The organism is Streptomyces sp. NPDC057697, assembly GCF_042799335.1.
In the GTDB taxonomy this organism is placed as follows: domain Bacteria; phylum Actinomycetota; class Actinomycetes; order Streptomycetales; family Streptomycetaceae; genus Streptomyces.
The window spans coordinates 110,737-130,709 of the sequence record NZ_JBHVJA010000014.1; the positions used below are offsets into that span (position 1 = coordinate 110,737).

Below are 19,973 nucleotides of genomic sequence, written 5' to 3' on the forward strand. Positions count from 1 at the left end.
GGTAGCGCGGGACCGAAGGGTCGGGCAGGGCGGGACCGAAGGTCGGGCAGGGCGGGACCGAAGGGTCGGCCGGGGACCCTCGCGCCGCCGGGGCCCCTCACGGGCGGTGCGGGCCCGGCGTCGCCGGGGGCGGGGCGTCAGGAGGCCGGGGCCGGTTAGATTGGGCGGGTGCTCACTCGTCTCACGCGCCCCCGTGCCCTCGCCCTGTGCGCCCTGCCCGTCCTCGCCCTGTTCGGGGTGGCCGCCTTCGCGCCGCTGCCGTTCACCCTGGCGCAGCCCGGCACGACCGCGAACGTGCTCGGGGACGATCACGGCACGCCCGTGATCAGCATCAAGGGGACGCCGACCCGCCCCACCGAGGGTCAGTTGCGGATGACCACGATCGTGGCGACCGGGCCGACCGCCGATGTCGGCATCGGCGATGTGCTCGACAGCTGGTTCCGTACGGACCGGGCGGTCCTGCCCCGTGACTCCGTCTACCCGACCGGCGGCTCCGAGAAAGAGATCGAGAAGCACAACCTCGACGACATGGTGAAGTCGCAGGACTCGGCGGTCGAGGCCGCCCTGAACTACCTCGGGAAGAAGCCCGGTTCGGTCGATGTGACCCTGCACCTCGCCGACGTGGGCGGTCCCAGCGCCGGACTGTTCTTCGCGCTCGGCATCGTCGACAAGCTCGACGGCAACGGCTCCGGGGGCGATCTCACCGGCGGCCGCACCATCGCGGGCACCGGCACCATCGAGGCGAACGGCGAGGTCGGTGCGGTCGGCGGGGTCTCGTTGAAGACCCAGGCCGCACGCCGTGACGGGGCGACCGTCTTCCTCGTGCCGAAGGCGGAGTGCCGGGAGGCGGGCGCCGAGCTCCCCAAGGGGCTGCGGCTGATCCCGGTCACGACGCTGAAGAACGCGGTGTCCTCGCTGCGGGCACTGGAGCAGGGACACAAGGTCCCGAGCTGCTGACCTCCCCGGCCGACGGCGGTACGGGACCGTCCGCGACCGGTCACGGTACGGACGAAGGTACGGACATCCCTCGGCCGGTCACGGTACGGACACCTCTCCGGCCGGCGAGGGTACGGACACCTCCCCGGCCGACACCGGCACGGCTTCCGCCCGCCCCGCCCCGGTAGGCCCCGCCCCGGCAGGCGCCGCCCCGGTCGGCGATCCCGCCCCGGTGACCGGTACCGCCCCGTCCATCGTGCGCCACGCCGGGAACACCAGCGGGCTCAGCGTGGCCAGCAGGTACACCCCGCCCATCGCCAGCAGCGCACCCCGCACCCCCGCGCTCTCCACCAGCAGACCGGCCGCGAGACCGCCCACCGGCATGGCCAGTTCGCCGCCCGCCGTGAGGACCCCGGAGACCCGGCTGCGCAGCTCGTCGGGGACCGTTCCGTAGATCACCGTTGTCAGGATCGGGTTCAGCACACCGCCCGCGAGGCCGCTCAGCACCATGGTCACGGCGAGCGGCAGTGTCGTCCCGGTCAGCGCCGCGACCACGTATCTGGGCGCGCCGCACAGCACCACGCACACCGTGAACACGGCCCGCCGCGAGAAGCGGTGCCCGACCGCTCCGTACAGCAGTGCCCCGGTCAGCCCGCCCGCGCCGAACAGTGCGGTGAGCAGCCCGATGTCCCCGGCCCCGCCCAGTTCGGCGGCGGCGTGCACCGGCAGCAGGACGGCGTACCAGCCCTGGTCGGTGCCGTTCATGAACAGGACCATCACCACGACCGCCAGCAGCAGCCGGTTGCCCAGCAAGTAGGCGAAGCCCTCGCGCAGTTCGGTGCGGTACGCCCGCAGCGAGACGGGCGCCTCGGCCTTGCGGGGCTCGGCCGCGCGCACTCCCCGTAGGCCCGCCGCGATCAGTAGCGCGGACGTCAGGAACGTCGCCGCGTCCAGCAGCAGTACGTTCTCCGCGCCGACGAGCGCGATCAGCACACCGGCCAGCGCCGCCCCGGCCATCCGGGCGCCGCGCGAGACGGCGTCGAAGAGGCTGGCGGCGCGGGCGAGGGTGGTGCCGGCGTGCTCGGCGAGATCCGGGACGAGTACGTAGCGCGCGGTGTTGCCCGGGGTGTGCAGGAGCCCGCCGACCGCCATCAGCGCGCACAGCATCCAGAACGCGAGCGCGTCCGCGTAGTGCAGCAGCGGGATGGCGGCGACGGCGAGGCCGCACACCAGGTCGGAGGCGACGGAGACCCGGCGCCGTCCGATCCGGTCGATGACGGGACCGCCGATCAGGGCGGAGACGACGATCGGCAGGGTCGCGCAGAACGCGACGACCCCGGCCCGGCCGGCACTTCCCGTGGTCTCCAGGACGAACCACGGCACCCCGATGAGGGTGAGTGAAGTACCGGCCGTGGAGATGGAGTTGGCGCACAGTACGGCGATCAGCGGGATACGGCTCCGGTCCCCCCGGCCGGTCACGCCGTACCGGCCAGGAAGGGGGCGCGGCGGGGGCGGGGGTGGCGGGGCAGGATGCGCAGCCCCAGTCCGACGAGGGCCCAGCCGAGCCGGGTGCGCAGCCCGGCGCCGGAGGGGGTCGGCGGCGGGCCGAATCCGGTTGCCCGGCGCCGCAGTTCGGCGGAGCGCAGGCGGTGCAGCAGCAGATGGGTGTCGGAGTGCATGACGGTGTCCTTCCGGTCAGGAGGGGCTCGCCCGCGCGGGCGCGACGAGCCGCGGGCTGGTCACTCCGCGGGGCTGGTCACTCCGCGGGGCGCGGGAAGAAGTGCACATGGCTGCGGACGTTCGCCGATCCCTCGGTGCCTTCCGGGACGCGGCCCCGGTAGCTCTCGATGAGGTCGTGGACCTTGTGGATCAGTTCCTCGGCGAGATCCGGGGTGAGGCGCACCTTGAAGTCGCTGATGTCCCAGCCCTCGCGCCACTCCTCGGGCCATTCGCGCATGGTGCCGATCCAGGTGTTCAGCTCCTGGGAGTGGGTGGTGGCGAGCTCGTGGAGCACGAGATCGACCGCGCCGCGCACCTCGGGGTCCGGGTGGCTCAGGAACCTGCTGCTGTCGAAGATGGTGCCGCGGTGCGCGGCCTGCCACCAGCGCTCGCGGCCCTTGCCGCGCTCCGGGGCGTCCTCGACGAAGCCGTAGGCCGCCAGCTGCCTGAGGTGGTAGCTGGTGGAGCCGCTGGACTCGCCGAGCCGGTCGGCGAGACCGGAGGCGGTGGCGGGGCCGTACTCCCGCAGGGTGGCCAGCAGGCGCAGCCGCAGGGGGTGGGCCAGCCCGCGCAGGGTGCGGGCATCGACCTTGTGGAGGTTCTCGGGTTCGACGGGGCGCTGGGCGCCGTCCTCTGGTGCGGGCATGGGGTAACCGTAGAGTTGCAAAGCTCTCTTTGCAACAGGTTCTTTGCAACGAAATCTTTGCGAGTGGTGCGACCGGGGTGGGAGGGGCACGAGGGAGCGCGGCGGAGGCAGGCTGTTTCAGCCCTTCGTGCCGTACGGTCCAGTCCAGCCTGCCGTCCCGTTCAGCCCTGTTTGATGAACCCCTCCTGGATCAGCCATGCCTTCGCCACCTCGTGCGGGTCCTGCCCGTCCACGTCCACCTTGGCGTTGAGCACCTGGGCGACCTCGGTGGTCAGCTTCTTGCTGACCGGGTCGAGCAGCGCGGCGATCTGCGGGTACTTCTCGAAGGTCTTGGTGTGGATGACCGGCGCCGCGTTGTAGTTGGGGAAGAAGTGCTTGTTGTCCACGAGCACGTCGAGGTTCATCGCCTTGATCCGGCCGTCCGTGGTGAACACCTCGCCCAGCAGGCAGGAGTCGGACTTCGAGACCTGGGTGTAGATGATCCCGGCGTCCATCTTCTTGATGTTGGAGGCCGGCAGCGACATCCCGTAGGCCTTCTCCATGCCCGGCAGTCCGTCGTCGCGCGAGGCGAACTCGTTCTCCACGCAGATCGTCACCGCGGACGGGTTCTTCTTCGCCAGCGCCGCCACGTCGGAGAGCGTCCGCAGGTGGTACTTCGCGTTGTTCTTCCGGCTGATGGCGAGTGCGTAGGTGTTGTTGAGCGTGGACGGCGGCAGCCAGGTCACCCCCGTCCTGCGGTCCTGGTCGCGGACCGCCTTCCACTGCTCGATCGGGTCGGGGATCGGCTTCGCGTGGCCCAGATAGGTGATCCAGCCGGTGCCGGTGTACTCGTACATCGCGTCCGCGTCGCCCTTGACGATCGCCTCGCGGGCGCTGATCGAGCCGGGCAGGTTGGTCCGGTCCAGGACCTCCGCGCCGGCCGCCTTGAACACCAGGCCGATCATCTGGCCCAGGATGATGTTCTCGCTGAAGTTCTTCGAGGTGACGGTCAGCGAGGCGCCGTGCAGCGGCTTCCCCCGGCCGACCGAGCCCGGCTCCACGTCGTCCACCATCGGCGAGCCGCTCTTCAGCCCGCACCCGGAGAGCGCCAGGGCCAGCACCACCGCCCCCGCCAGGGCGGCGCGTACGTTCCGCGGACCCATCACCCCACCTCCAGTCCGCGCGGTGTCAGCGCCACCTCGACCAGGGAGGCCAGCCAGTCCACCAGCAGCGCCAGCACCACCGTCAGTACGGAACCGAGCACCAGGACCGGCATCCGCTGGGTCTGGATGCCCGAGGTGATCAGGTCGCCGAGGCCGCCGCCGCCGACGAAGGTGGCCAGGGTCGCCGTGCCGACGTTGAGCACCAGCGCCGTGCGCACACCGGCCAGGATCAGCGGTACGGCGAGCGGCAGTTCGACCTTGGTGAGCGTCCCCGTCGCCGACATGCCGATGCCCCGCGAGGCCTCGACCAGATTCGGCTCGATCGCCCGGAGACCGGCCACCGTGTTGGAGAAGACCGGCAGCACCGCGTAGATCACCATGCCGATGATCGCCGTCGACGGCCCGATGCCCAGCCAGATCACCAGCAGCGCCAGCAGACCGATCGCCGGGGTCGCCTGCCCGATGTTGGCGACCGCCGTGACCACCGGGGCCCCCTTGCTCAGCCCGCGCCGGGTCAGCGCGATGCCCAGCGGAATCGCGATGATCAGCACCCAGAACGTCGAGATCGCGGTCAGCCGCACATGCTGCCACCAGCGCAGCTGCACATTGCCGCCGGTGAGCGCGTTCCGTGCGATCGAGTCCAGGTGGATATTGGTGATCCACAGATAGGTGAGGGCCAGCACCACCACGAGCACCAGGGGCATCACCACCAGCTTGCGCCAGGTGAACCGGCGTGGCGGACCGGTCGGCGGCGGCGCGGGCTCCTCCTCCTCGTCCCGGAAGGCATGGCCCTTGACGTCGTGCTCGCCGGGCGGGCGGTCCTTGTCGGAGGAGGGCACGGCAGCGGCGGAGCGCGTCCGGCGGGAGGACTCGGGGTTGCGCGACGAGGGGGGAGTCATGCGCCCGCACCGCCCTCCAGCTCCGCCTCGGTCTGATGGCTGCGCAGCTCCTCCAGATCGTGCTGGTGCTCGATGGCGGCCAGCCGGTCGGCCTCCAGCAGTTCATGGACGGAGTTCATCAGGGTCTGCATGTCGACGACCCCGATGAACTCGCCGCGCCGCCCGGTCACCGCGACCCGCCCGCCGCTGTCGGTCAGCACCGCCTCCAGCGCGTCGTGCAGCGTCGCGTCCCGCGTCACCGTGTCGTGGACCAGCTGCCCGGCCCGCGCCAGCGAACCCCGGGCCCGCATCAGATCGCCGCGCCGCAGCCATTTGTACGGGCGGCTCCTGCGGTCCAGCATCAGCAGTTCGTTGTGCGGCCCGCTGCGCAGCTTGTTGAAGATCGACTGGAGCGGGTCGTCGACCGTCACCGTCGGGAACGCGGCCATCTCCACATCCCGTACGCGGGTGAGGTTGAGCCGCTTCAGCGCCGCACCGGCGCCGACGAAACCCGAGACGAAGTCGTCCGTCGGATTGGTGAGGATCGCCTCCGGGGTGTCGAACTGCGCGATGTGCGAACGCTCCCGCAGCACGGCGATCCGGTCGCCCAGCTTGATCGCCTCGTCGAAGTCGTGGGTGACGAAGACGATCGTCTTGTGCAGCTCGTGCTGGAGCCGGATCAGCTCGTCCTGGAGATGGTCACGGGTGATCGGGTCGACCGCGCCGAAGGGCTCGTCCATCAGCAGCACCGGCGGATCGGCCGCCAGCGCCCGCGCCACGCCCACCCGCTGCTGCTGACCGCCGGAGAGCGCGCGGGGATAGCGCCCGTGGAACTCCCTCGGGTCGAGCCCCACCAGATCGAGCATCTCCTCGACCCGGTCCTTCACCTTCGACTTCGACCAGCCGACCATCTTCGGCACCAGGCCGATGTTCTCGGCGACCGTCATGTGCGGGAAGAGCCCGGACGACTGGATCGCGTACCCGATCTTGCGGCGCAGCCTCACGGGGTCGATGTCGGTGACGTCCTCGTCGCCGATCCTGATCCGCCCGGACGTCGGCTCGATCAGCCGGTTGATCATCTTCAGGGTGGTGGACTTCCCGCAGCCCGACGGGCCGACGAAGATCACCGTCTCGCCCGCCTTGATGTCCATCGAGACGCTGTCCACCGCCGGGTTCGGATTGCCCGGGTAGTGCTTGGTCAGGTCCTCCAGCTGGATGGTGGCGCCGGACGTGGTCCGCTGGTCGGCGGCCCCGTCGGCGGCCGTGCTCCCGGTGGCGGTCTCAGACACGAATCCCCCTTGGAATGGTGAGCCGCCCGAGCAGTACGTACGCGGCGTCGAAGAGCAGGGCGAGGACGACGATGCCGAGCGTGCCCGCGAGGACCTGATTGAGCGCGTTGGCACTGCCCAGCGAGGCGATGCCGCGGAAGATCTCGTTGCCCAGGCCGGGCCCCGAGGCGTACGCGGCGATGGCGGCGATGCCCATCAGCATCTGGGTGGAGACCCGGATGCCGGTGAGGATCGGCGGCCAGGCGAGCGGCAGTTCCACCCGGCACAGCCGGGCCAGCCGCGACATCCCGATCCCCTTCGCCGCGTCGACCAGCGCCGGATCGACACCGCGCAGTCCCACGATGGCGTTGCGGACGATGGGCAGCAGCCCGTACAGCGTCAGGGTGATCACCGTGGGCGCCACACCGAGCCCGACGAGCGGGATGAGCAGACCGATCGCGGCGAGGGAGGGGATGGTGAGGATCGTCGCCGTCGAGGTGATGGCCAGTGAACCCGCCCAGCCGCTGCGGTAGGTGACGATCCCGATCAGGATGCCCAGCACGGTGGCGATGACCATGCACTGGAACACGGCGCTGACGTGCTGGTACGCGTCGGTGAGCAGCTGTTGGTGCCGGTTGCCCAGGTACTCCCAGAAGCTCACGCGTCACTCCTCGGCTCAGTCGTGGTCCTCCGCGGCCTGCTCGACGAGCGGGATGATCCGCAGCGGTACCGGGTTCTCCATGACGATGGCCGTGGAGGCCCGGACGATGCCATCAAAACCGACAACCCGGTCGATCACCCGTTGGAGATCGGCGTTGGACCGCGCGACGAGACGGCAGAGCATGTCGCCGTGCCCGGTGGTGGTGTGCAGCTCCAGCACTTCCGGTACGCCCGCCAAGTGGGCCCGTACATCGGCTCCTTGACCCTGCTTGATCTCCAGTGTGGCGAAGGCGGTCACGGGATAACCGAGCGCCGCCGGATCGACCGCCGGACCGAATCCGCGGATGACTCCATTCGACTGAAGCCGGTCGAGTCGGGCCTGCACCGTCCCGCGGGCCACGCCGAGCCTGCGCGATGCCTCCAGGACGCCGATGCGGGGTTCGCGGGCCAGCAGCACGATGAGCCGGCCGTCCAGCCGATCGATCGCCATGGTCTTCTCCGGAGGGTCGATGTGATGGTCATCATGTACAGATAGCCCGCCCATCATCCCTATCCGCTGTACAGATTGCCCAGCAGATTCGCAAACTATTGCGCACCTTGCGAAGCGGCGAGAGCCTTCGGACATGACTGAGACTCTGCACACCACCCCCGAAACAGCCCGGCAGGCCGACCCCTTCCCGGTCAAGGGAATGGACGCGGTCGTCTTCGCCGTCGGCAACGCCAAGCAGGCCGCGCACTACTATTCGACGGCCTTCGGCATGAAGCTGGTCGCCTACTCCGGACCGGAGAACGGCAGCCGCGAGACGGCGAGTTACGTACTGACCAACGGGTCGGCCCGTTTCGTCTTCACCTCCGTCATCAAGGCCGTCACCGACCACGGCCGCTTCCTCGACGCCCATGTGGCCGAGCACGGCGACGGCGTCGTCGACCTGGCCATCGAGGTCCCGGACGCCCGCGCGGCCTACGCCTACGCGGTCGAGCACGGCGCCCACGGCCTCGACGAGCCGCACGAGGTGAAGGACGAGCACGGCACCGTCGTGCTCGCCGCCATCGCCACGTACGGCAAGACCCGGCACACCCTCGTCGAGCGCTCCGGCTACGACGGCCCCTACCTCCCCGGCTACGCCGCGGCCGACCCCATCGTCGAGCCCCCGGCCAAGCGCACCTTCCAGGCCGTCGACCACTGCGTCGGCAACGTGGAACTCGGCCGGATGAACGAGTGGGTCGGCTTCTACAACAAGGTCATGGGCTTCACCAACATGAAGGAGTTCGTGGGCGACGACATCGCCACCGAGTACTCCGCGCTCATGTCGAAGGTCGTCGCCGACGGCACCCTCAAGGTCAAGTTCCCGATCAACGAACCGGCGATCGCCAAGAAGAAGTCCCAGATCGACGAGTACCTGGAGTTCTACGGCGGCGCGGGCGTCCAGCACATCGCGCTGGCCACCAACGACATCGTCGCCTCGGTACGGGCGATGCGCGCGGCGGGCGTCCAGTTCCTGGACACGCCGGACTCGTACTACGACACCCTCGGCGAGTGGGCGGGCGAGACCCGGGTGCCGGTGGAGATCCTGCGCGAGCAGAAGATCCTCGTCGACCGCGACGAGGACGGCTACCTGCTCCAGATCTTCACCAAGCCGGTCCAGGACCGCCCGACCGTCTTCTTCGAGATGATCGAGCGCCATGGCTCGATGGGCTTCGGCAAGGGCAACTTCAAGGCCCTGTTCGAGGCGATCGAGCGCGAGCAGGAGAAGCGCGGCAACCTCTGACCCCCGCGGGCCGGTGTGCCCCGGGCCCCGGGCAGCTCAACGGCTGCCCGGGGCCCTCGGCGTGGTGGCGGACTGCTGCTGCTCCGCCGACGGCTCCGGCGCGGGCCGCGCGTCCGCCGGAACGTCCACCGGGGGAGCGGTCAGGTCGTCCAGGGCCTCCCGGGCGGCCGGACCGGCCAGCGGCGAGAACCGCGGGTTGGAGCGCAGCGCCCCCGCCAGACTACGGCGCGCCGCGTCGTACTTCCCCAACGCCCGCTGGATCACGCCCAGGTGGTACGCGTACGAGGCGTTCCGCCCGTCCGCCTCGGCCGCGCGGGCCGCGTACTCCAGCCCGGCGGACGGGTCGCCGGAGCGGTGCAGGGCCCAGCCCAGCGCGTCCGCCACCGCCGGGCTGCGGTGCGCGCGCCGCCACGCGGCGTCCAGCACCTCGACCGCCGTCGCCGGATCCCCGTGATCGGCCTCGAAACGGCCGCGCAGAAGGGCGTTGTCCACCCCCTGGCCCTCGTCCCGGGCGAGCGCCCGGCGCAGCCGCGCGTACTGGTCGTCGGCATCCGCGTCCCGGCCCAGCGACTCGTACAGCTCACCCAGCTCCAGCAGGTACTCGGGCCGGGGCAGCCGCGCCAGTGCCGCCCGGTAGTCGCGCTGCGCCTCGTCCGTACGGCCGAGCGCCACCAGCGCCCTGGCCCGGCCCGCCAGCGACGGACGGTGCTCGCGGTCGGTGCGCAGCGCCGCGTCGTACTGCCGGACCGCTTCCCCGGGATCGCCCCGCTCCCAGGCCAGTTCGCCCAGCAGGGACAGGCACTCGGCCTTCTGCTCGGGGGTGGCCGCCCGGCCCGCCGCGTCCCGTGCCTCGGCCAGCGCCTCCTCGTGCCGGCCCCGGTCCAGATGCATCCTCGCCGTCCGGAGGAGCGCCGGGACGCCCGCGCGCAGCGCCGTGAACCTCTCCACCGCCCGGCTCACCGAACCGCTGTCCCCCAGACCGCCGTACGCGTCGATCAGCGCCGGATACACGGCCCACTCCTCCGGCCGCCGTGCCCGCACCGCCTCGCCCCACTTCTTCGCCGCGCCGAAGTCGTGCCGGGCGTCGGCCAGTACTGCGAGCCCCGTCCAGGCCGCCGTGTTCCCGCTCTCACCCGGCTGGATGTCCAGGGAGCGCTTCAGCGCCCGCTCGGCCCGCCCGTAGTACGCCGTGTCGGCCGAGCGCCGCCCCCACTCCACGTAGGCCGTACCGAGCTCCGCCCAGGTCCGCGCGTCGGACGGGTGGGTGCCCAGCCACTGCTGCCGGTCCTCGATCAGCGCGGTCAGGTCGGAGAGCGCGGCCGGGGCGCCCGCGGCGGTCGCCCCCAGCGCACGCGAGACCGGTCCGGGCACGGGCGGCGAGGCATTCCTCCCGTCCTCCGGTACGGCCACCACGGCACCCGTCACCAGCACCGCACCCGCCACCGCGCCCAGGGCCGCCCTGCGCAGGGTCGTGCGCAGGGAGAGGGGCGGGAGATCGGACGGCGACGCCGGATCGGAGAGCGCGGAGAGCGCGGAGGCGCCGGAGAAGTCGGAGACCTCAAGAGGGCGGCGGCGGCTCGGATCGGGGGGCTGCGGAGGCTGCTGCGGCATGACGTCCATGCCGATCACTCTGCGTCAGTAATACGAGCACACCGCGCCTTGCGAAGGCCGCGGCAGACGGGTTCACACCAATGGGCCCGGGTGCCACGCTGAGATCATGAACGGTCTTCTCGAAGAACTGCGTGCGGGTCTGCCCGCCGAGGCCCTGGTCACGGATCCCGACGTCACCGCCTCGTACGCCCACGACATGGCGAGCTTCTGCGAAGCGGGCGCGCCCGCGGTCGTCGTGCTCCCGCGCACGGTCGAGCAGGTCCAGCACGTCATGCGCACCGCCACCGCGCTGCGCGTCCCGGTCGTCCCGCAGGGCGCCCGCACCGGCCTGTCGGGCGCGGCCAACGCCTCCGACGGCTGCATCGTGCTGTCCCTGGTGAAGATGGACCGGATCCTGGAGATCAGCCCGGTCGACCGGATCGCCGTCGTCGAGCCCGGCGTCGTCAACGCGGTGCTCTCCCGGGCGGTCGGCGAACACGGTCTGTACTACCCGCCGGACCCCTCCAGCTGGGAGATGTGCACCATCGGCGGCAACATCGGCACCGCGTCCGGCGGCCTGTGCTGCGTGAAGTACGGGGTCACCGCCGAGTACGTGCTCGGCCTGGAGGTCGTCCTCGCCGACGGGCGACTGCTCACCACCGGCCGCCGCACCGCGAAGGGCGTCGCCGGATACGACCTGACGCGGCTCTTCGTGGGTTCGGAGGGCAGCCTCGGAATCGTCGTCAAGGCCGTGCTCGCGCTGAAGCCGCAGCCGCCGCGGCAGCTGGTGCTGGCCGCGGAGTTCCCGAGCGCGGCGACCGCCTGCGACGCGATCTGCCGGATCATGGAGCGTGGTCACACTCCGTCACTCCTCGAACTGATGGACCGTACAACGGTCCAGGCCGTCAACCGGATGGCCGCCATGGGGCTCCCCGACACCACCGAGGCGCTCCTGCTCGCCGCCTTCGACACCCCGGACCCCTCGGCCGATCTGGCCGCGGTCGGGGAACTGTGCACCGCGGCGGGCGCCACCGAGGTGGTCCCCGCGGAGGACGCCGCCGAGTCCGAGATGCTGCTCCAGGCCCGGCGGATGTCGCTCACCGCGCTGGAGACCGTCAAGTCGGCCACGATGATCGACGACGTCTGCGTACCCCGCTCCAAGCTCGGCGCCATGCTGGAGGGCACCGCGGCCGTCGCCGAGAAGTACGGCCTCACCATCGGCGTCTGCGCGCACGCGGGCGACGGCAACACCCACCCCGTCGTCTGCTTCGACCACACCGACGCCGACGAGTCGCGGCGCGCCCGCGAGTCGTTCGACGAGATCATGGCGCTCGGCCTGGAGCTCGGCGGCACGATCACCGGCGAGCACGGCGTCGGTGTCCTGAAGAAGGAGTGGCTCGCGCGCGAACTCGGCGAGGTGGGCATCGAACTGCACCGGGGCATCAAGCAGGCCTTCGACCCGCTGGGGCTCCTCAACCCCGGCAAGGTGTTCTGACGACGGCCGGCGCGGAGGCCGGAACGGCGGGTACGACGGCGGGTGCGACGGCCGATGCGGAGGACGGCACGGCGGGTCCAGCGTCCGGTGCGGCGGGTGCGACGGCCGGCCGGAGCCGTGCCCGCTCACGCCTCGCCGTCCTGCGACTCGTCCGAGGGCCACGGGTCGCGCATCCACAGGTCGTCGGCCGGCAGCGGCGCGAGCAGTTCGGCGAGGCCCTCGTCGATCCCGAGCAGCTCGGCCTCCGTGCCGGGCGGGACCACCCGCAGCGTCCGTTCCACCCAGGCGGCCACCGCGGCGGACGGCACCTCCAGGAGCGCGTCCCCGTCGGGCGAGGTCAGCGCGACGAAGATGACGTTGCGCCGCTCGACCTTGGTCGGCCAGATCCGGACGTCCCCGTGGCCGCACGGCCGGAACACCCCCTCGACCAGCAGATCACGGGCGAAGGTCCAGTGGACCGGGAATTCGGAGCCGATGTGAAAGGCGACGTGCACGGCGTACGGGTCCTCCGTGCGGTACGTCAGACGGGCGGGTACGGGGATGCTGCGCTCGGGCGACAGGACCAGCTTGAGCTCCAGCTCGCGTTCCACGACGGTGTGCATGAGGGCGTCCTTCCGGTGCGGGTGGACCGGTCCCACGACCGGCCCGCACAGGGAGAGAGCGCCCTCCCCGCCTTCTATTACGCGACTTCCGGAAAAAATTTCCGGGCGACGGGAAAGTGCCTCAAACCCCGGGAGTGGCCCAGGGGTACGCGGGCGTCTGGTAGATGTGGACCCGTTGCATTCAGGCCTCGACGAGATACGGGACCACGGTGATGAGCGCCCCAACCCCGGCACCCGGTGACGAAAGCCCCCGCGAGGGCTACTACCCCGACCCGTCCATCCCCGGATACGTCCGGTACTGGAACGGCGCCTCGTGGGTGCCCGGCACGAGCCGCCCCGCTCCCCGGCAGGGCGAGTCGATGCCCGCGGCACCCGCGGACGAGCCGCAGCCCCCGGCCCCGGCGGCGGTGGACGAGACCGGCCCGGTCTTCCTGGACGAGGAGCCGGACACGGGCAACCGCCCCGAACCGGCCACCGCCTGGCAGGCCGACGCCTCCCGGCAGACCGGTTTCGGCGGGGAACACGACCGCCGGGTCTCCTGGGGCGGCACCGGACAGCCCGGCGACCGGAGCGGACCGGCCGGAACGGGCGGACCTTCCCAGCCGTCGGGTTCCTCCCTGCCGTCGGGTTCCTCCCAGCCACCGGGTTCCTCCCAGCCGTCGGGGCCTTCCCGGCCGTCGGCGCCGGAGGCCGGGGCCGGTGCGGAGCCCGGCCACGATCCGCGTACGCCCGTCGACCGCGCTCCGGCGCGCCGCGCTCCCGCCGACCTCGTCCCGGTGAACCCCGCCCAGGAGAACCCGGGCCGGGCCGGGCGGACGCCGGACGGCCGGGCCCCCGGGGACCGTTCGCCCGTCGACCGGGCCCCGGCGGACCCGCGGCGGCCCGCCGCGCTTCCCCCTGCCGCGTCCGCGGCCCCTTCCCCGGCGCAGGACCCGGCGGCCGGTGCGGTGCCGGGGGCGCGGGACGGCGGGGTGCAGCTCCCCGAGAACACGGTGGCGATCCGGGTCGGCCGCCGGTCCGCCCGCAGGGCGCCCGAACCGGCCGCCGCGGAAGGCACGATGGCGATCCGCGCGATCACCCCCGGCACGAACCCGCAGGCCCCCGCCCCGGCCGCCCCCGCGCAGAACCAGCCCCCCGCGCAGAACCAGCCCCCCGCACACCAGAACCAGCCCCCGGCACAGAACCAGCCCCCGGCGCAGGGCCGGCCCGCCGCGCAGAACCAGGTTCCCGCGCAGAGCCCCGCCCCCTGGGCGCAACAGGCCGGTCCGCCCGCCCAGTCCGCCCAGTTCGCCCCGCCCAACCAGGCGGCCGGGCCCCAGCCCCAGCTCCCGGCCCAGCAGCACCGGCCGCAGGCGCAGCAGCAGTTCCCGCCCCAGCAGTCACATCCTCAGCAGTCCCCGCAGTCCCCGCAGTCCTCCCAGCCTCAGCTCCAGCCCCAGCGGCAGTTCGGGGCGCAGGCCGCCGGGCCGGACCAGCCCGTGGTGCCCTGGAAGCCGCCGGTCGACGACCCCTTCCAGCAGCTCGCGCAGGCGCAGGCGGCGGCCAGGCCCGCCGGGCTCGGCAAGCGGTTCGCCGCCCGGCTGATCGACACCGTCGTGCTGATGGCGCTCGTCGGGGCGGCCGGCTTCCCGCTCGTCTCGCGGGCGCTGGACCACATCGACGGGAAGATCGACGCGGCGAAGCTGTCCGGCGAGACCGTCACCGTCTGGCTGGTGGACTCCACCACGGCCGGCCTGTTCGGCGGGGTGCTCGGCGCTTTCCTCGTGCTCGGCGTCCTGCTGGAGGCGCTGCCGACCGCCAAGTGGGGGCGCACGCTCGGCAAGAAGCTCTGCGGGCTCGAAGTGCGGGACATCGAGTCCCACGGCGCCCCGACCTTCGGCGCCGCGCTGCGCCGCTGGCTGGTCTACGGCGTGCTGGGCATCCTCGTGATCGGGGTGGTCAACGTGGTGTGGTGCCTGATCGACCGGCCGTGGCGCCAGTGCTGGCACGACAAGGCGGCCCACACCTTCGTGGCGGGCTGAGCGCACTCGTCCGGCCGACGGCCCATCGGGTGAGGTCCGGTCGCGGCCGCCCGTTCCCCCGAACGCACCTGAGCCGTTGCGGGCACCCCGGGGCCGGGGTGCACTGCCCCCATGAGCAACGATCAGCCGACGTCCGGTCAGCCGCCCGAGGACGACCCGTTCCGCAAGCAGCCGCACGAGCCGCCGCCGTCGGGTTCTCCGTACGACAGCGCGCCGCCCCCGCCGCCGTACGATCCGGGGCCCTACGGCGGTGGCGGACCGTACGGCGGTACGGATCCGCTGGCCGGTATGCCGCCGCTGGCGGAGCCGGGCAAGCGCATCCTGGCCCGGCTGATCGACTTCCTGATCATCTCGATCCCGCTCTATCTGATCTCGCTGCCCTGGGGCGGCGCGGTCGAGGTGTCGGACAACAACGGCAACGGCAGCGGAGTCAGCGATGTCTTCAGCCAGACGTACAGCGGGCACCAGCTGGTGTGGTCGCTGATCGGGCTGGTGGTCTACGTCGCGTACGACACGTACTTCACGCACAAGGACGGCCGGACCCTCGGCAAGCGGATGCTGAAGCTGCGGGTCGCCATGCTCAACGACGGGCGGGTGCCGGACACCGGTGCGTCGTTCCTGCGGGCCGTGGTGCTGTGGCTGCCGGCGCTGCTGTGCTGCCCGTGCCTGTGGTGGCTGATCAACATCGTGCTCATGTTCACGGACAAGCCGTACCGGCAGGGCCTCCAGGACAAGGCGGCGAAGACCGTGGTCGTCCAGACCAACTGAGGATCCGTCGGCCCCGTTGCGCCGGCCGGGACCCGGGGCCCGCGTCCGGGCCCCGGACATCGTGCGCGTTCGTGGGCCGGGGGGTCGTTCAGCGGCGTACGGAGTGCTGCTGGTCCACGCGCCGCTCCGCGGAGGCCGGGGAGCGCCGCGCGGATTCGCGGGGCCGGGTGGCGTCGTGGGCGAGGCCCTCGGCCTCGACCGCGGCGGAGACCGCGTCCTGGTTCACCCGGAGCGCGGGGCGCGCCTTGGCCCGCTTCGTGGTTTTCGCGCGGGACGGCTGGGGTACGGTCACGGCCACCAGCAGGCCGAGCGCGAGCGCCGCGGTCCCGATGGCGGCGATGCCGAGGCCCGAGCCGGTGCGCGAGAGCAGCAGCATCGCGAGGGTCGCGAAGACGACGGTGACCGAACCGTAGGAGAGCTGTGCGGCGGTGGGACGCGGCATGGCGGTATCCGTCCTCGGGGCATCGGATGGGCAGTCTCTCAACACGGTCGCACTGTCAATCGACTCTACGACGGTGGATGCCCGAGAGGGGCCAGAAGTAAGCGTGGCCTCACCCACGATGCCGGTGCACAGGGGGCGCACGGAGTCATATGCGGCTCCATGCGGGGCCCTGGACGCGCCGATACCCGGTCGGTGAACGTCCGGATAACGGAAGCGATCTCCTGCATAGTGCACTTGGCCTGTCCAAGTCAAGATCTGTCTTTTCTCGCGTAACTCCGGTCGAATGTCGTCACTTGTGACGCGTATTCGCGCGCGGCCCCACACACACCCTGGCCGCAGCGGCGAGTGCCGGGGAGGACTGCATCAAGTGACCAAGAACAGACGGGCGCTTCGCGCTGCCGCGGTTGTCGTGGCCATGGCTGCGACCGCCGCCACGGCGTCGGCCTTCGCCACGGCCCAGGCCGACGACACGGCGTCGGGGGCCAAGAGCACCATCGTCGACCGCCGCGACCCGGGGTCGGCCAAGGGCAACGAGCACGACCTGAAGGGCCCGTTCACCGAGAAGCAGGACGCACAGCGTCAGGCAGCCCTGGAACAGGTCATATCGGGCAAGAAGAAGGTCACCAAGCGGGGCGGCTCACAGGTCGTCAAGCTCGACGACAAGAAGTACGTCGAGCTCGGCCGCGAGAAGACCGACAAGATCTTCACGATCCTGGTGGAGTTCGGCGACAAGGTCGACAACACCACCATGTACGACCCGGACGGCGACGGCCCGCTGCCGGCCGTCCCGAAGTACGGGGGCACGCCCGGCCCGCTGCACAACAAGATAGCCAAGCCGGACCCCAAGAAGGACAACAGCACCGCCTGGCAGGCCGATTACAACCAGGCCCACTTCCAGGACCTCTACTTCGGTGAGGGCGCAGGCAAGGACTCGCTGAAGACCTACTACGAGAAGACGTCCTCCGGGCGCTACTCGGTCGACGGCGAGGTCTCCGACTGGGTCAAGGTCCCGTACAACGAGGCCCGTTACGGCTCGAACTACTGCGGTTCGACCAACTGCGCCAACGCCTGGGACATGATCCGGGACGGCGTCAACGCCTGGGCCGCCGACCAGAAGGCCAAGGGCCGTACGCCCGAGCAGATCAAGACCGATCTCGCCCAGTACGACCAGTGGGACCGCAACGACTACGACAACGACGGCGACTTCAACGAGCCCGACGGCTACATCGACCACTTCCAGATCGTCCACGCCGGTGAGGACGAGTCCGCGGGTGGCGGCGCCGAGGGCAAGAACGCCATCTGGGCCCACCGCTGGTACGCCTACGGCTCCAACGCCGGCGCGACCGGACCGGCCAACAACAAGGCCGGCGGCACCGAGATCGGTGACACCGGCATCTGGGTCGGTGACTACACCGCACAGCCCGAGAACGGCGGCCTGGGCGTCTTCGCCCACGAGTACGGCCACGACCTGGGCCTGCCGGACCTGTACGACACCACCAACACCGCCGAGAACTCGGTCGGTTTCTGGTCCCTGATGTCGGCCGGTTCCTGGCTCGGCACCGGCAAGAACTCGATCGGCGACCTCCCCGGCGACATGACCGCCTGGGACAAGCTCCAGCTGGGCTGGCTGGACTACGCGCAGGCCAAGGCCTCGAAGAAGTCCACCCACAAGCTGGGCGTCTCCGAGTACAACACCAAGAACAAGCAGGCGCTCGTCGTCACGCTGCCCGAGAAGCCTGTCACCACCGCCGTCACCAAGCCGGCGGAGGGCTCCAAGCAGTGGTGGAGCGACATGGGCGACAACCTGAGCAACACCCTCTCCCGCTCGGTCGACCTGACCGGCAAGTCCAAGGCCTCCCTGGACCTGGCCGGCTGGTGGGACATCGAGAAGGACTACGACTTCCTCTACACCGAGGTGTCGGACAACGGCGGCACCAGCTGGACCGCGATCGACGGCACCGCCGACGGCAAGGCGATCCCGCGCGACGCCAGTGACAAGCCGGCCCTGACCGACGTCTCCGGCAAGTACCAGAAGCTCTCCTTCCCGCTGGACGCCTACGCGGGCAAGAAGATCGACATCCGCTTCCGCTACGCCACCGACGGCGGCGCGGGCGGCATCGGCTTCGCGGCCGACACCATCTCGGTCACCGCCGACGGCGCCACGCTCTTCTCGGACAACGCCGAGGGCGACGACAACGGCTGGACCGCCAAGGGCTTCTCCCGCGTCGGCGAGTCCTTCACCAAGGACTACCCGCAGTACTACATCGCGGAGAACCGCCAGTACGTCAGCTACGACAAGACCCTCAAGGTCGGCCCGTACAACTTCGGCTTCTCCAAGACCCGTCCGGACTGGGTCGAGCACTTCCCGTACCAGAACGGTCTGCTCGTCTGGCTCTGGGACAAGTCCCAGAAGGACAACAACGTCTCCCAGCACCCGGGCCAGGGCCTGATCCTGCCGGTCGACGCGCACGCCAAGCCCCTGAAGTGGGCCGACGGCTCGATCATCCGCAACAAGATCCAGCCGTTCGACGCACCCTTCAGCTGGTACGCGACCGACGCCTTCACGCTGCACAACGCGGACGTCCCGGTCCGGATCAAGTCGCAGCGCGGGGTCCCGGCCTTCGACGACCACAAGGGCACCTACTGGTACAAGGAGAACCCGACCGGAAGTGTTCAGGTCCCTGACACGAACACCCGGATCTCGATCGTCAAGGAGCCCCGCAGTGGCTCGACGATCACCGTCAAGGTCGGTCCTTCGCACAAGTAGTTCCGCATAACCGCAGGTCAAAGCATGATCGGCCGTCGCCCTCTAGCGGGCGGCGGCCGATCGTGTTTAGGTGCGTCTTGTTCAGATACTTATTGACACAACGTCTCACGGGGGAGCGCGGAGCATGGCAGGCGGAGGATTCTGTACGTTGCCGAACGGCAGTGTGGTGGTGGCGATCACCCTCGCGGGCCCGGCCGACGGAGCCGGTCCCGGCGCCCCGGTCCGGGTCCTGGTGCACGCCGCCAACCGGGCCCGCGCCCTGACCCGGCTGCGCAACGAGGGGCTGCGCGCGGTCTACCTCCGCGGCAACGCCGAGCCGCCCACCCCCGACGAGATCACCGCCGTGCTGCACCACCCGGACGGGCTGCTGTGGCGGGCGAGACCCGAGCGGGCGCAGGAGCTCTGGCACCCGATCCGGGCCCTGCTCCGCCCCGCCGTGCCCGTGCGGCGGCCGGCCTGAGGCGGGTCCGCCCGGCGCTCCGGGGCCGGGCGGGTCGGGGCTTACACCACCGGCTTGCCGGAGAGCCGCACGCCCGCCCTGCGGAGCTCCTCCAGAGCCCGCTCCGTGGTCGTCTCGGCGACCCCCGCGGTCAGGTCGAGGAGCACATGCGTCGTGAAGCCCGCCCGGACGGCGTCCAGCGCCGTCGCCCGGACGCAGTGGTCGGTGGCGATGCCGACGACGTCGACCTCGCTGATCCGGTGGCCGCGCAGCCAGTCGGCCAGGCCCACGCCGTTCTCGTCGAGGCCCTCGAAGCCGCTGTACGCCGCGGCGTAGGCACCCTTGTCGAACACCGCGTCGATCGACCCGGAGGCGACCGCGGGGGCGAAGTTCGGGTGGAAGCCGACGCCCTCCGTACCGGCCACGCAGTGGGCCGGCCAGGAGTGCTCGAAGTCCGGCTGGGCGGAGAAGTGGCTGCCCGGGTCGATGTGGTGGTCACGGGTGGCCACCACATGGTGGTACCCGGCCTGGGTCTCCCCGATCAGGTCGGTGATGGCGGCGGCGACATCGGCGCCCCCCGCCACGGCGAGGCTGCCGCCCTCGCAGAAGTCGTTCTGAACGTCGACGACGATCAAGGCGCGGTGCATGGCGGGTGTCCTTCTGTGGGGGTCGGTCGGCGGTCGTGGGGGCGAGCCCGAGCCTGTCGTGGGGGTGTGCCCGAGCCCTTTGTCGGGATGTGTTCCGAGCCTAGGGACTCCGGTGCCGGACGGGGAAGGCACGGGACGGGGTCCGTGCGGCGGCGGGGCGGGTCCGCCGCCGCGAGGCCCCGCG

The 19,973-nt window shown here is 71.2% G+C and carries 19 protein-coding genes; 7 read left to right on the forward strand and 12 right to left on the reverse strand.

Features of this window, described 5'->3' with window-relative positions; translation table 11 throughout:
* The first annotated feature begins 168 nt into the window (after positions 1–168).
* Positions 169–957, forward strand: a complete 789-nt coding sequence (locus ACFVFH_RS29770; RefSeq protein WP_383774232.1) for a S16 family serine protease — start codon at positions 169–171, stop codon at positions 955–957.
* Between the two features lie 78 nt (positions 958–1,035).
* Here ACFVFH_RS29770 and ACFVFH_RS29775 read toward each other — a convergent pair whose 3' ends face one another.
* The 8 genes from ACFVFH_RS29775 to ACFVFH_RS29810 all read right to left on the reverse strand — a co-directional run bounded on the left by ACFVFH_RS29775 (position 1,036) and on the right by ACFVFH_RS29810 (position 7,739).
* Positions 1,036–2,415 carry an MFS transporter gene (locus ACFVFH_RS29775; protein WP_383774234.1) on the reverse strand — a complete coding sequence of 460 codons (1,380 nt, stop codon included), beginning with the start codon at positions 2,413–2,415 and terminating at the stop codon, positions 1,036–1,038.
* The gene (locus ACFVFH_RS29780) at positions 2,412–2,615 is read right to left on the reverse strand and encodes a hypothetical protein (RefSeq protein ID WP_383774236.1); all 204 of its coding nucleotides are present in this window, start codon (positions 2,613–2,615) and stop codon (positions 2,412–2,414) included. Before ACFVFH_RS29780 ends, ACFVFH_RS29775 begins: the two co-directional genes overlap by 4 nt.
* 77 nt (positions 2,616–2,692) lie before the next feature.
* Positions 2,693–3,301: a helix-turn-helix domain-containing protein gene (locus ACFVFH_RS29785; protein WP_383774238.1), complete on the reverse strand. Its 609-nt coding sequence runs from the start codon at positions 3,299–3,301 to the stop codon at positions 2,693–2,695.
* Positions 3,302–3,462: 161 nt separating this feature from the next.
* On the reverse strand, positions 3,463–4,443 hold the full coding sequence (locus ACFVFH_RS29790) for a glycine betaine ABC transporter substrate-binding protein (RefSeq protein WP_383774240.1): 981 nt from the start codon (positions 4,441–4,443) through the stop codon (positions 3,463–3,465).
* A complete protein-coding gene (locus tag ACFVFH_RS29795) occupies positions 4,443–5,342 on the reverse strand; it encodes an ABC transporter permease (RefSeq protein ID WP_383774242.1) in 900 nt (299 codons plus the stop codon). Before ACFVFH_RS29795 ends, ACFVFH_RS29790 begins: the two co-directional genes overlap by 1 nt.
* Positions 5,339–6,610: an ABC transporter ATP-binding protein gene (locus ACFVFH_RS29800; RefSeq protein ID WP_383774244.1), complete on the reverse strand. Its 1,272-nt coding sequence runs from the start codon at positions 6,608–6,610 to the stop codon at positions 5,339–5,341. The genes ACFVFH_RS29795 and ACFVFH_RS29800 overlap by 4 nt, the downstream gene beginning before the upstream one ends.
* On the reverse strand, positions 6,603–7,250 hold the full coding sequence (locus tag ACFVFH_RS29805) for an ABC transporter permease (protein WP_383774246.1): 648 nt from the start codon (positions 7,248–7,250) through the stop codon (positions 6,603–6,605). Before ACFVFH_RS29805 ends, ACFVFH_RS29800 begins: the two co-directional genes overlap by 8 nt.
* A gap of 15 nt (positions 7,251–7,265) precedes the next feature.
* On the reverse strand, positions 7,266–7,739 hold the full coding sequence (locus tag ACFVFH_RS29810) for an Lrp/AsnC family transcriptional regulator (protein WP_093540567.1): 474 nt from the start codon (positions 7,737–7,739) through the stop codon (positions 7,266–7,268).
* 133 nt (positions 7,740–7,872) lie between these two features.
* Between ACFVFH_RS29810 and hppD the strand changes: the two genes are divergently transcribed.
* Entirely contained in the window at positions 7,873–9,018 is a 1,146-nt protein-coding gene (gene hppD, locus ACFVFH_RS29815) for a 4-hydroxyphenylpyruvate dioxygenase (RefSeq protein WP_383774248.1), read from the forward strand.
* 36 nt (positions 9,019–9,054) lie between these two features.
* Here the strand turns inward: hppD and ACFVFH_RS29820 are convergent, their stop codons facing one another.
* Positions 9,055–10,638, reverse strand: coding sequence for a tetratricopeptide repeat protein (locus ACFVFH_RS29820; RefSeq protein ID WP_383774250.1), 1,584 nt, complete (start codon positions 10,636–10,638; stop codon positions 9,055–9,057).
* Positions 10,639–10,735: 97 nt separating this feature from the next.
* On the opposite strand from ACFVFH_RS29820, the gene ACFVFH_RS29825 reads away from it, so the two are divergent.
* Complete coding sequence (locus ACFVFH_RS29825; RefSeq protein ID WP_383774252.1) at positions 10,736–12,103, forward strand: FAD-binding oxidoreductase; 1,368 nt, start codon at positions 10,736–10,738, stop codon at positions 12,101–12,103.
* A 125-nt stretch (positions 12,104–12,228) separates the two neighbouring features.
* On the opposite strand, the gene ACFVFH_RS29830 is transcribed toward ACFVFH_RS29825, so the two are convergent.
* On the reverse strand, positions 12,229–12,705 hold the full coding sequence (locus tag ACFVFH_RS29830; protein WP_383774254.1) for an SsgA family sporulation/cell division regulator: 477 nt from the start codon (positions 12,703–12,705) through the stop codon (positions 12,229–12,231).
* 212 nt (positions 12,706–12,917) lie between these two features.
* Here ACFVFH_RS29830 and ACFVFH_RS29835 point away from each other — a divergent pair, with 212 nt between their 5' ends.
* Together ACFVFH_RS29835 and ACFVFH_RS29840 are read left to right on the forward strand one after the other, a co-directional pair.
* Positions 12,918–14,726: an RDD family protein gene (locus tag ACFVFH_RS29835; RefSeq protein ID WP_383774256.1), complete on the forward strand. Its 1,809-nt coding sequence runs from the start codon at positions 12,918–12,920 to the stop codon at positions 14,724–14,726.
* A gap of 111 nt (positions 14,727–14,837) precedes the next feature.
* Positions 14,838–15,494 (forward strand): RDD family protein, encoded by a 657-nt coding sequence (locus ACFVFH_RS29840; protein WP_383774258.1) that lies wholly within the window; start codon positions 14,838–14,840, stop codon positions 15,492–15,494.
* Between the two features lie 88 nt (positions 15,495–15,582).
* On the opposite strand, the gene ACFVFH_RS29845 is transcribed toward ACFVFH_RS29840, so the two are convergent.
* Positions 15,583–15,936, reverse strand: a complete 354-nt coding sequence (locus tag ACFVFH_RS29845) for a hypothetical protein (RefSeq protein ID WP_383774260.1) — start codon at positions 15,934–15,936, stop codon at positions 15,583–15,585.
* Positions 15,937–16,303: 367 nt separating this feature from the next.
* Between ACFVFH_RS29845 and ACFVFH_RS29850 the strand changes: the two genes are divergently transcribed.
* On the forward strand, positions 16,304–18,703 hold the full coding sequence (locus ACFVFH_RS29850; protein ID WP_383774262.1) for an immune inhibitor A domain-containing protein: 2,400 nt from the start codon (positions 16,304–16,306) through the stop codon (positions 18,701–18,703).
* A 124-nt stretch (positions 18,704–18,827) separates the two neighbouring features.
* Positions 18,828–19,163, forward strand: coding sequence for a hypothetical protein (locus ACFVFH_RS29855; protein ID WP_383774264.1), 336 nt, complete (start codon positions 18,828–18,830; stop codon positions 19,161–19,163).
* 41 nt (positions 19,164–19,204) lie between these two features.
* Here the strand turns inward: ACFVFH_RS29855 and ACFVFH_RS29860 are convergent, their stop codons facing one another.
* Positions 19,205–19,789 (reverse strand): isochorismatase family protein, encoded by a 585-nt coding sequence (locus ACFVFH_RS29860; RefSeq protein ID WP_383774266.1) that lies wholly within the window; start codon positions 19,787–19,789, stop codon positions 19,205–19,207.
* Positions 19,790–19,973: the final 184 nt, after the last annotated feature.

Bases quoted from the DNA above. Each gene is read 5' to 3' on its own strand.
- ACFVFH_RS29780 (WP_383774236.1), bottom strand. From the start codon at position 2,615: ATGCACTCCGACACCCATCTGCTGCTGCACCGCCTGCGCTCCGCCGAA.
- ACFVFH_RS29785 (WP_383774238.1), bottom strand. From the start codon at position 3,301: ATGCCCGCACCAGAGGACGGCGCCCAGCGCCCCGTCGAACCCGAGAAC.
- ACFVFH_RS29790 (WP_383774240.1), bottom strand. From the start codon at position 4,443: ATGGGTCCGCGGAACGTACGCGCCGCCCTGGCGGGGGCGGTGGTGCTG.
- ACFVFH_RS29795 (WP_383774242.1), bottom strand. From the start codon at position 5,342: ATGACTCCCCCCTCGTCGCGCAACCCCGAGTCCTCCCGCCGGACGCGC.
- ACFVFH_RS29810 (WP_093540567.1), bottom strand. From the start codon at position 7,739: ATGGCGATCGATCGGCTGGACGGCCGGCTCATCGTGCTGCTGGCCCGC.
- hppD (WP_383774248.1), top strand. From the start codon at position 7,873: ATGACTGAGACTCTGCACACCACCCCCGAAACAGCCCGGCAGGCCGAC.
- ACFVFH_RS29820 (WP_383774250.1), bottom strand. From the start codon at position 10,638: ATGGACGTCATGCCGCAGCAGCCTCCGCAGCCCCCCGATCCGAGCCGC.
- ACFVFH_RS29825 (WP_383774252.1), top strand. From the start codon at position 10,736: ATGAACGGTCTTCTCGAAGAACTGCGTGCGGGTCTGCCCGCCGAGGCC.
- ACFVFH_RS29830 (WP_383774254.1), bottom strand. From the start codon at position 12,705: ATGCACACCGTCGTGGAACGCGAGCTGGAGCTCAAGCTGGTCCTGTCG.
- ACFVFH_RS29835 (WP_383774256.1), top strand. From the start codon at position 12,918: ATGAGCGCCCCAACCCCGGCACCCGGTGACGAAAGCCCCCGCGAGGGC.
- ACFVFH_RS29840 (WP_383774258.1), top strand. From the start codon at position 14,838: ATGAGCAACGATCAGCCGACGTCCGGTCAGCCGCCCGAGGACGACCCG.
- ACFVFH_RS29845 (WP_383774260.1), bottom strand. From the start codon at position 15,936: ATGCCGCGTCCCACCGCCGCACAGCTCTCCTACGGTTCGGTCACCGTC.
- ACFVFH_RS29855 (WP_383774264.1), top strand. From the start codon at position 18,828: ATGGCAGGCGGAGGATTCTGTACGTTGCCGAACGGCAGTGTGGTGGTG.
- ACFVFH_RS29860 (WP_383774266.1), bottom strand. From the start codon at position 19,789: ATGCACCGCGCCTTGATCGTCGTCGACGTTCAGAACGACTTCTGCGAG.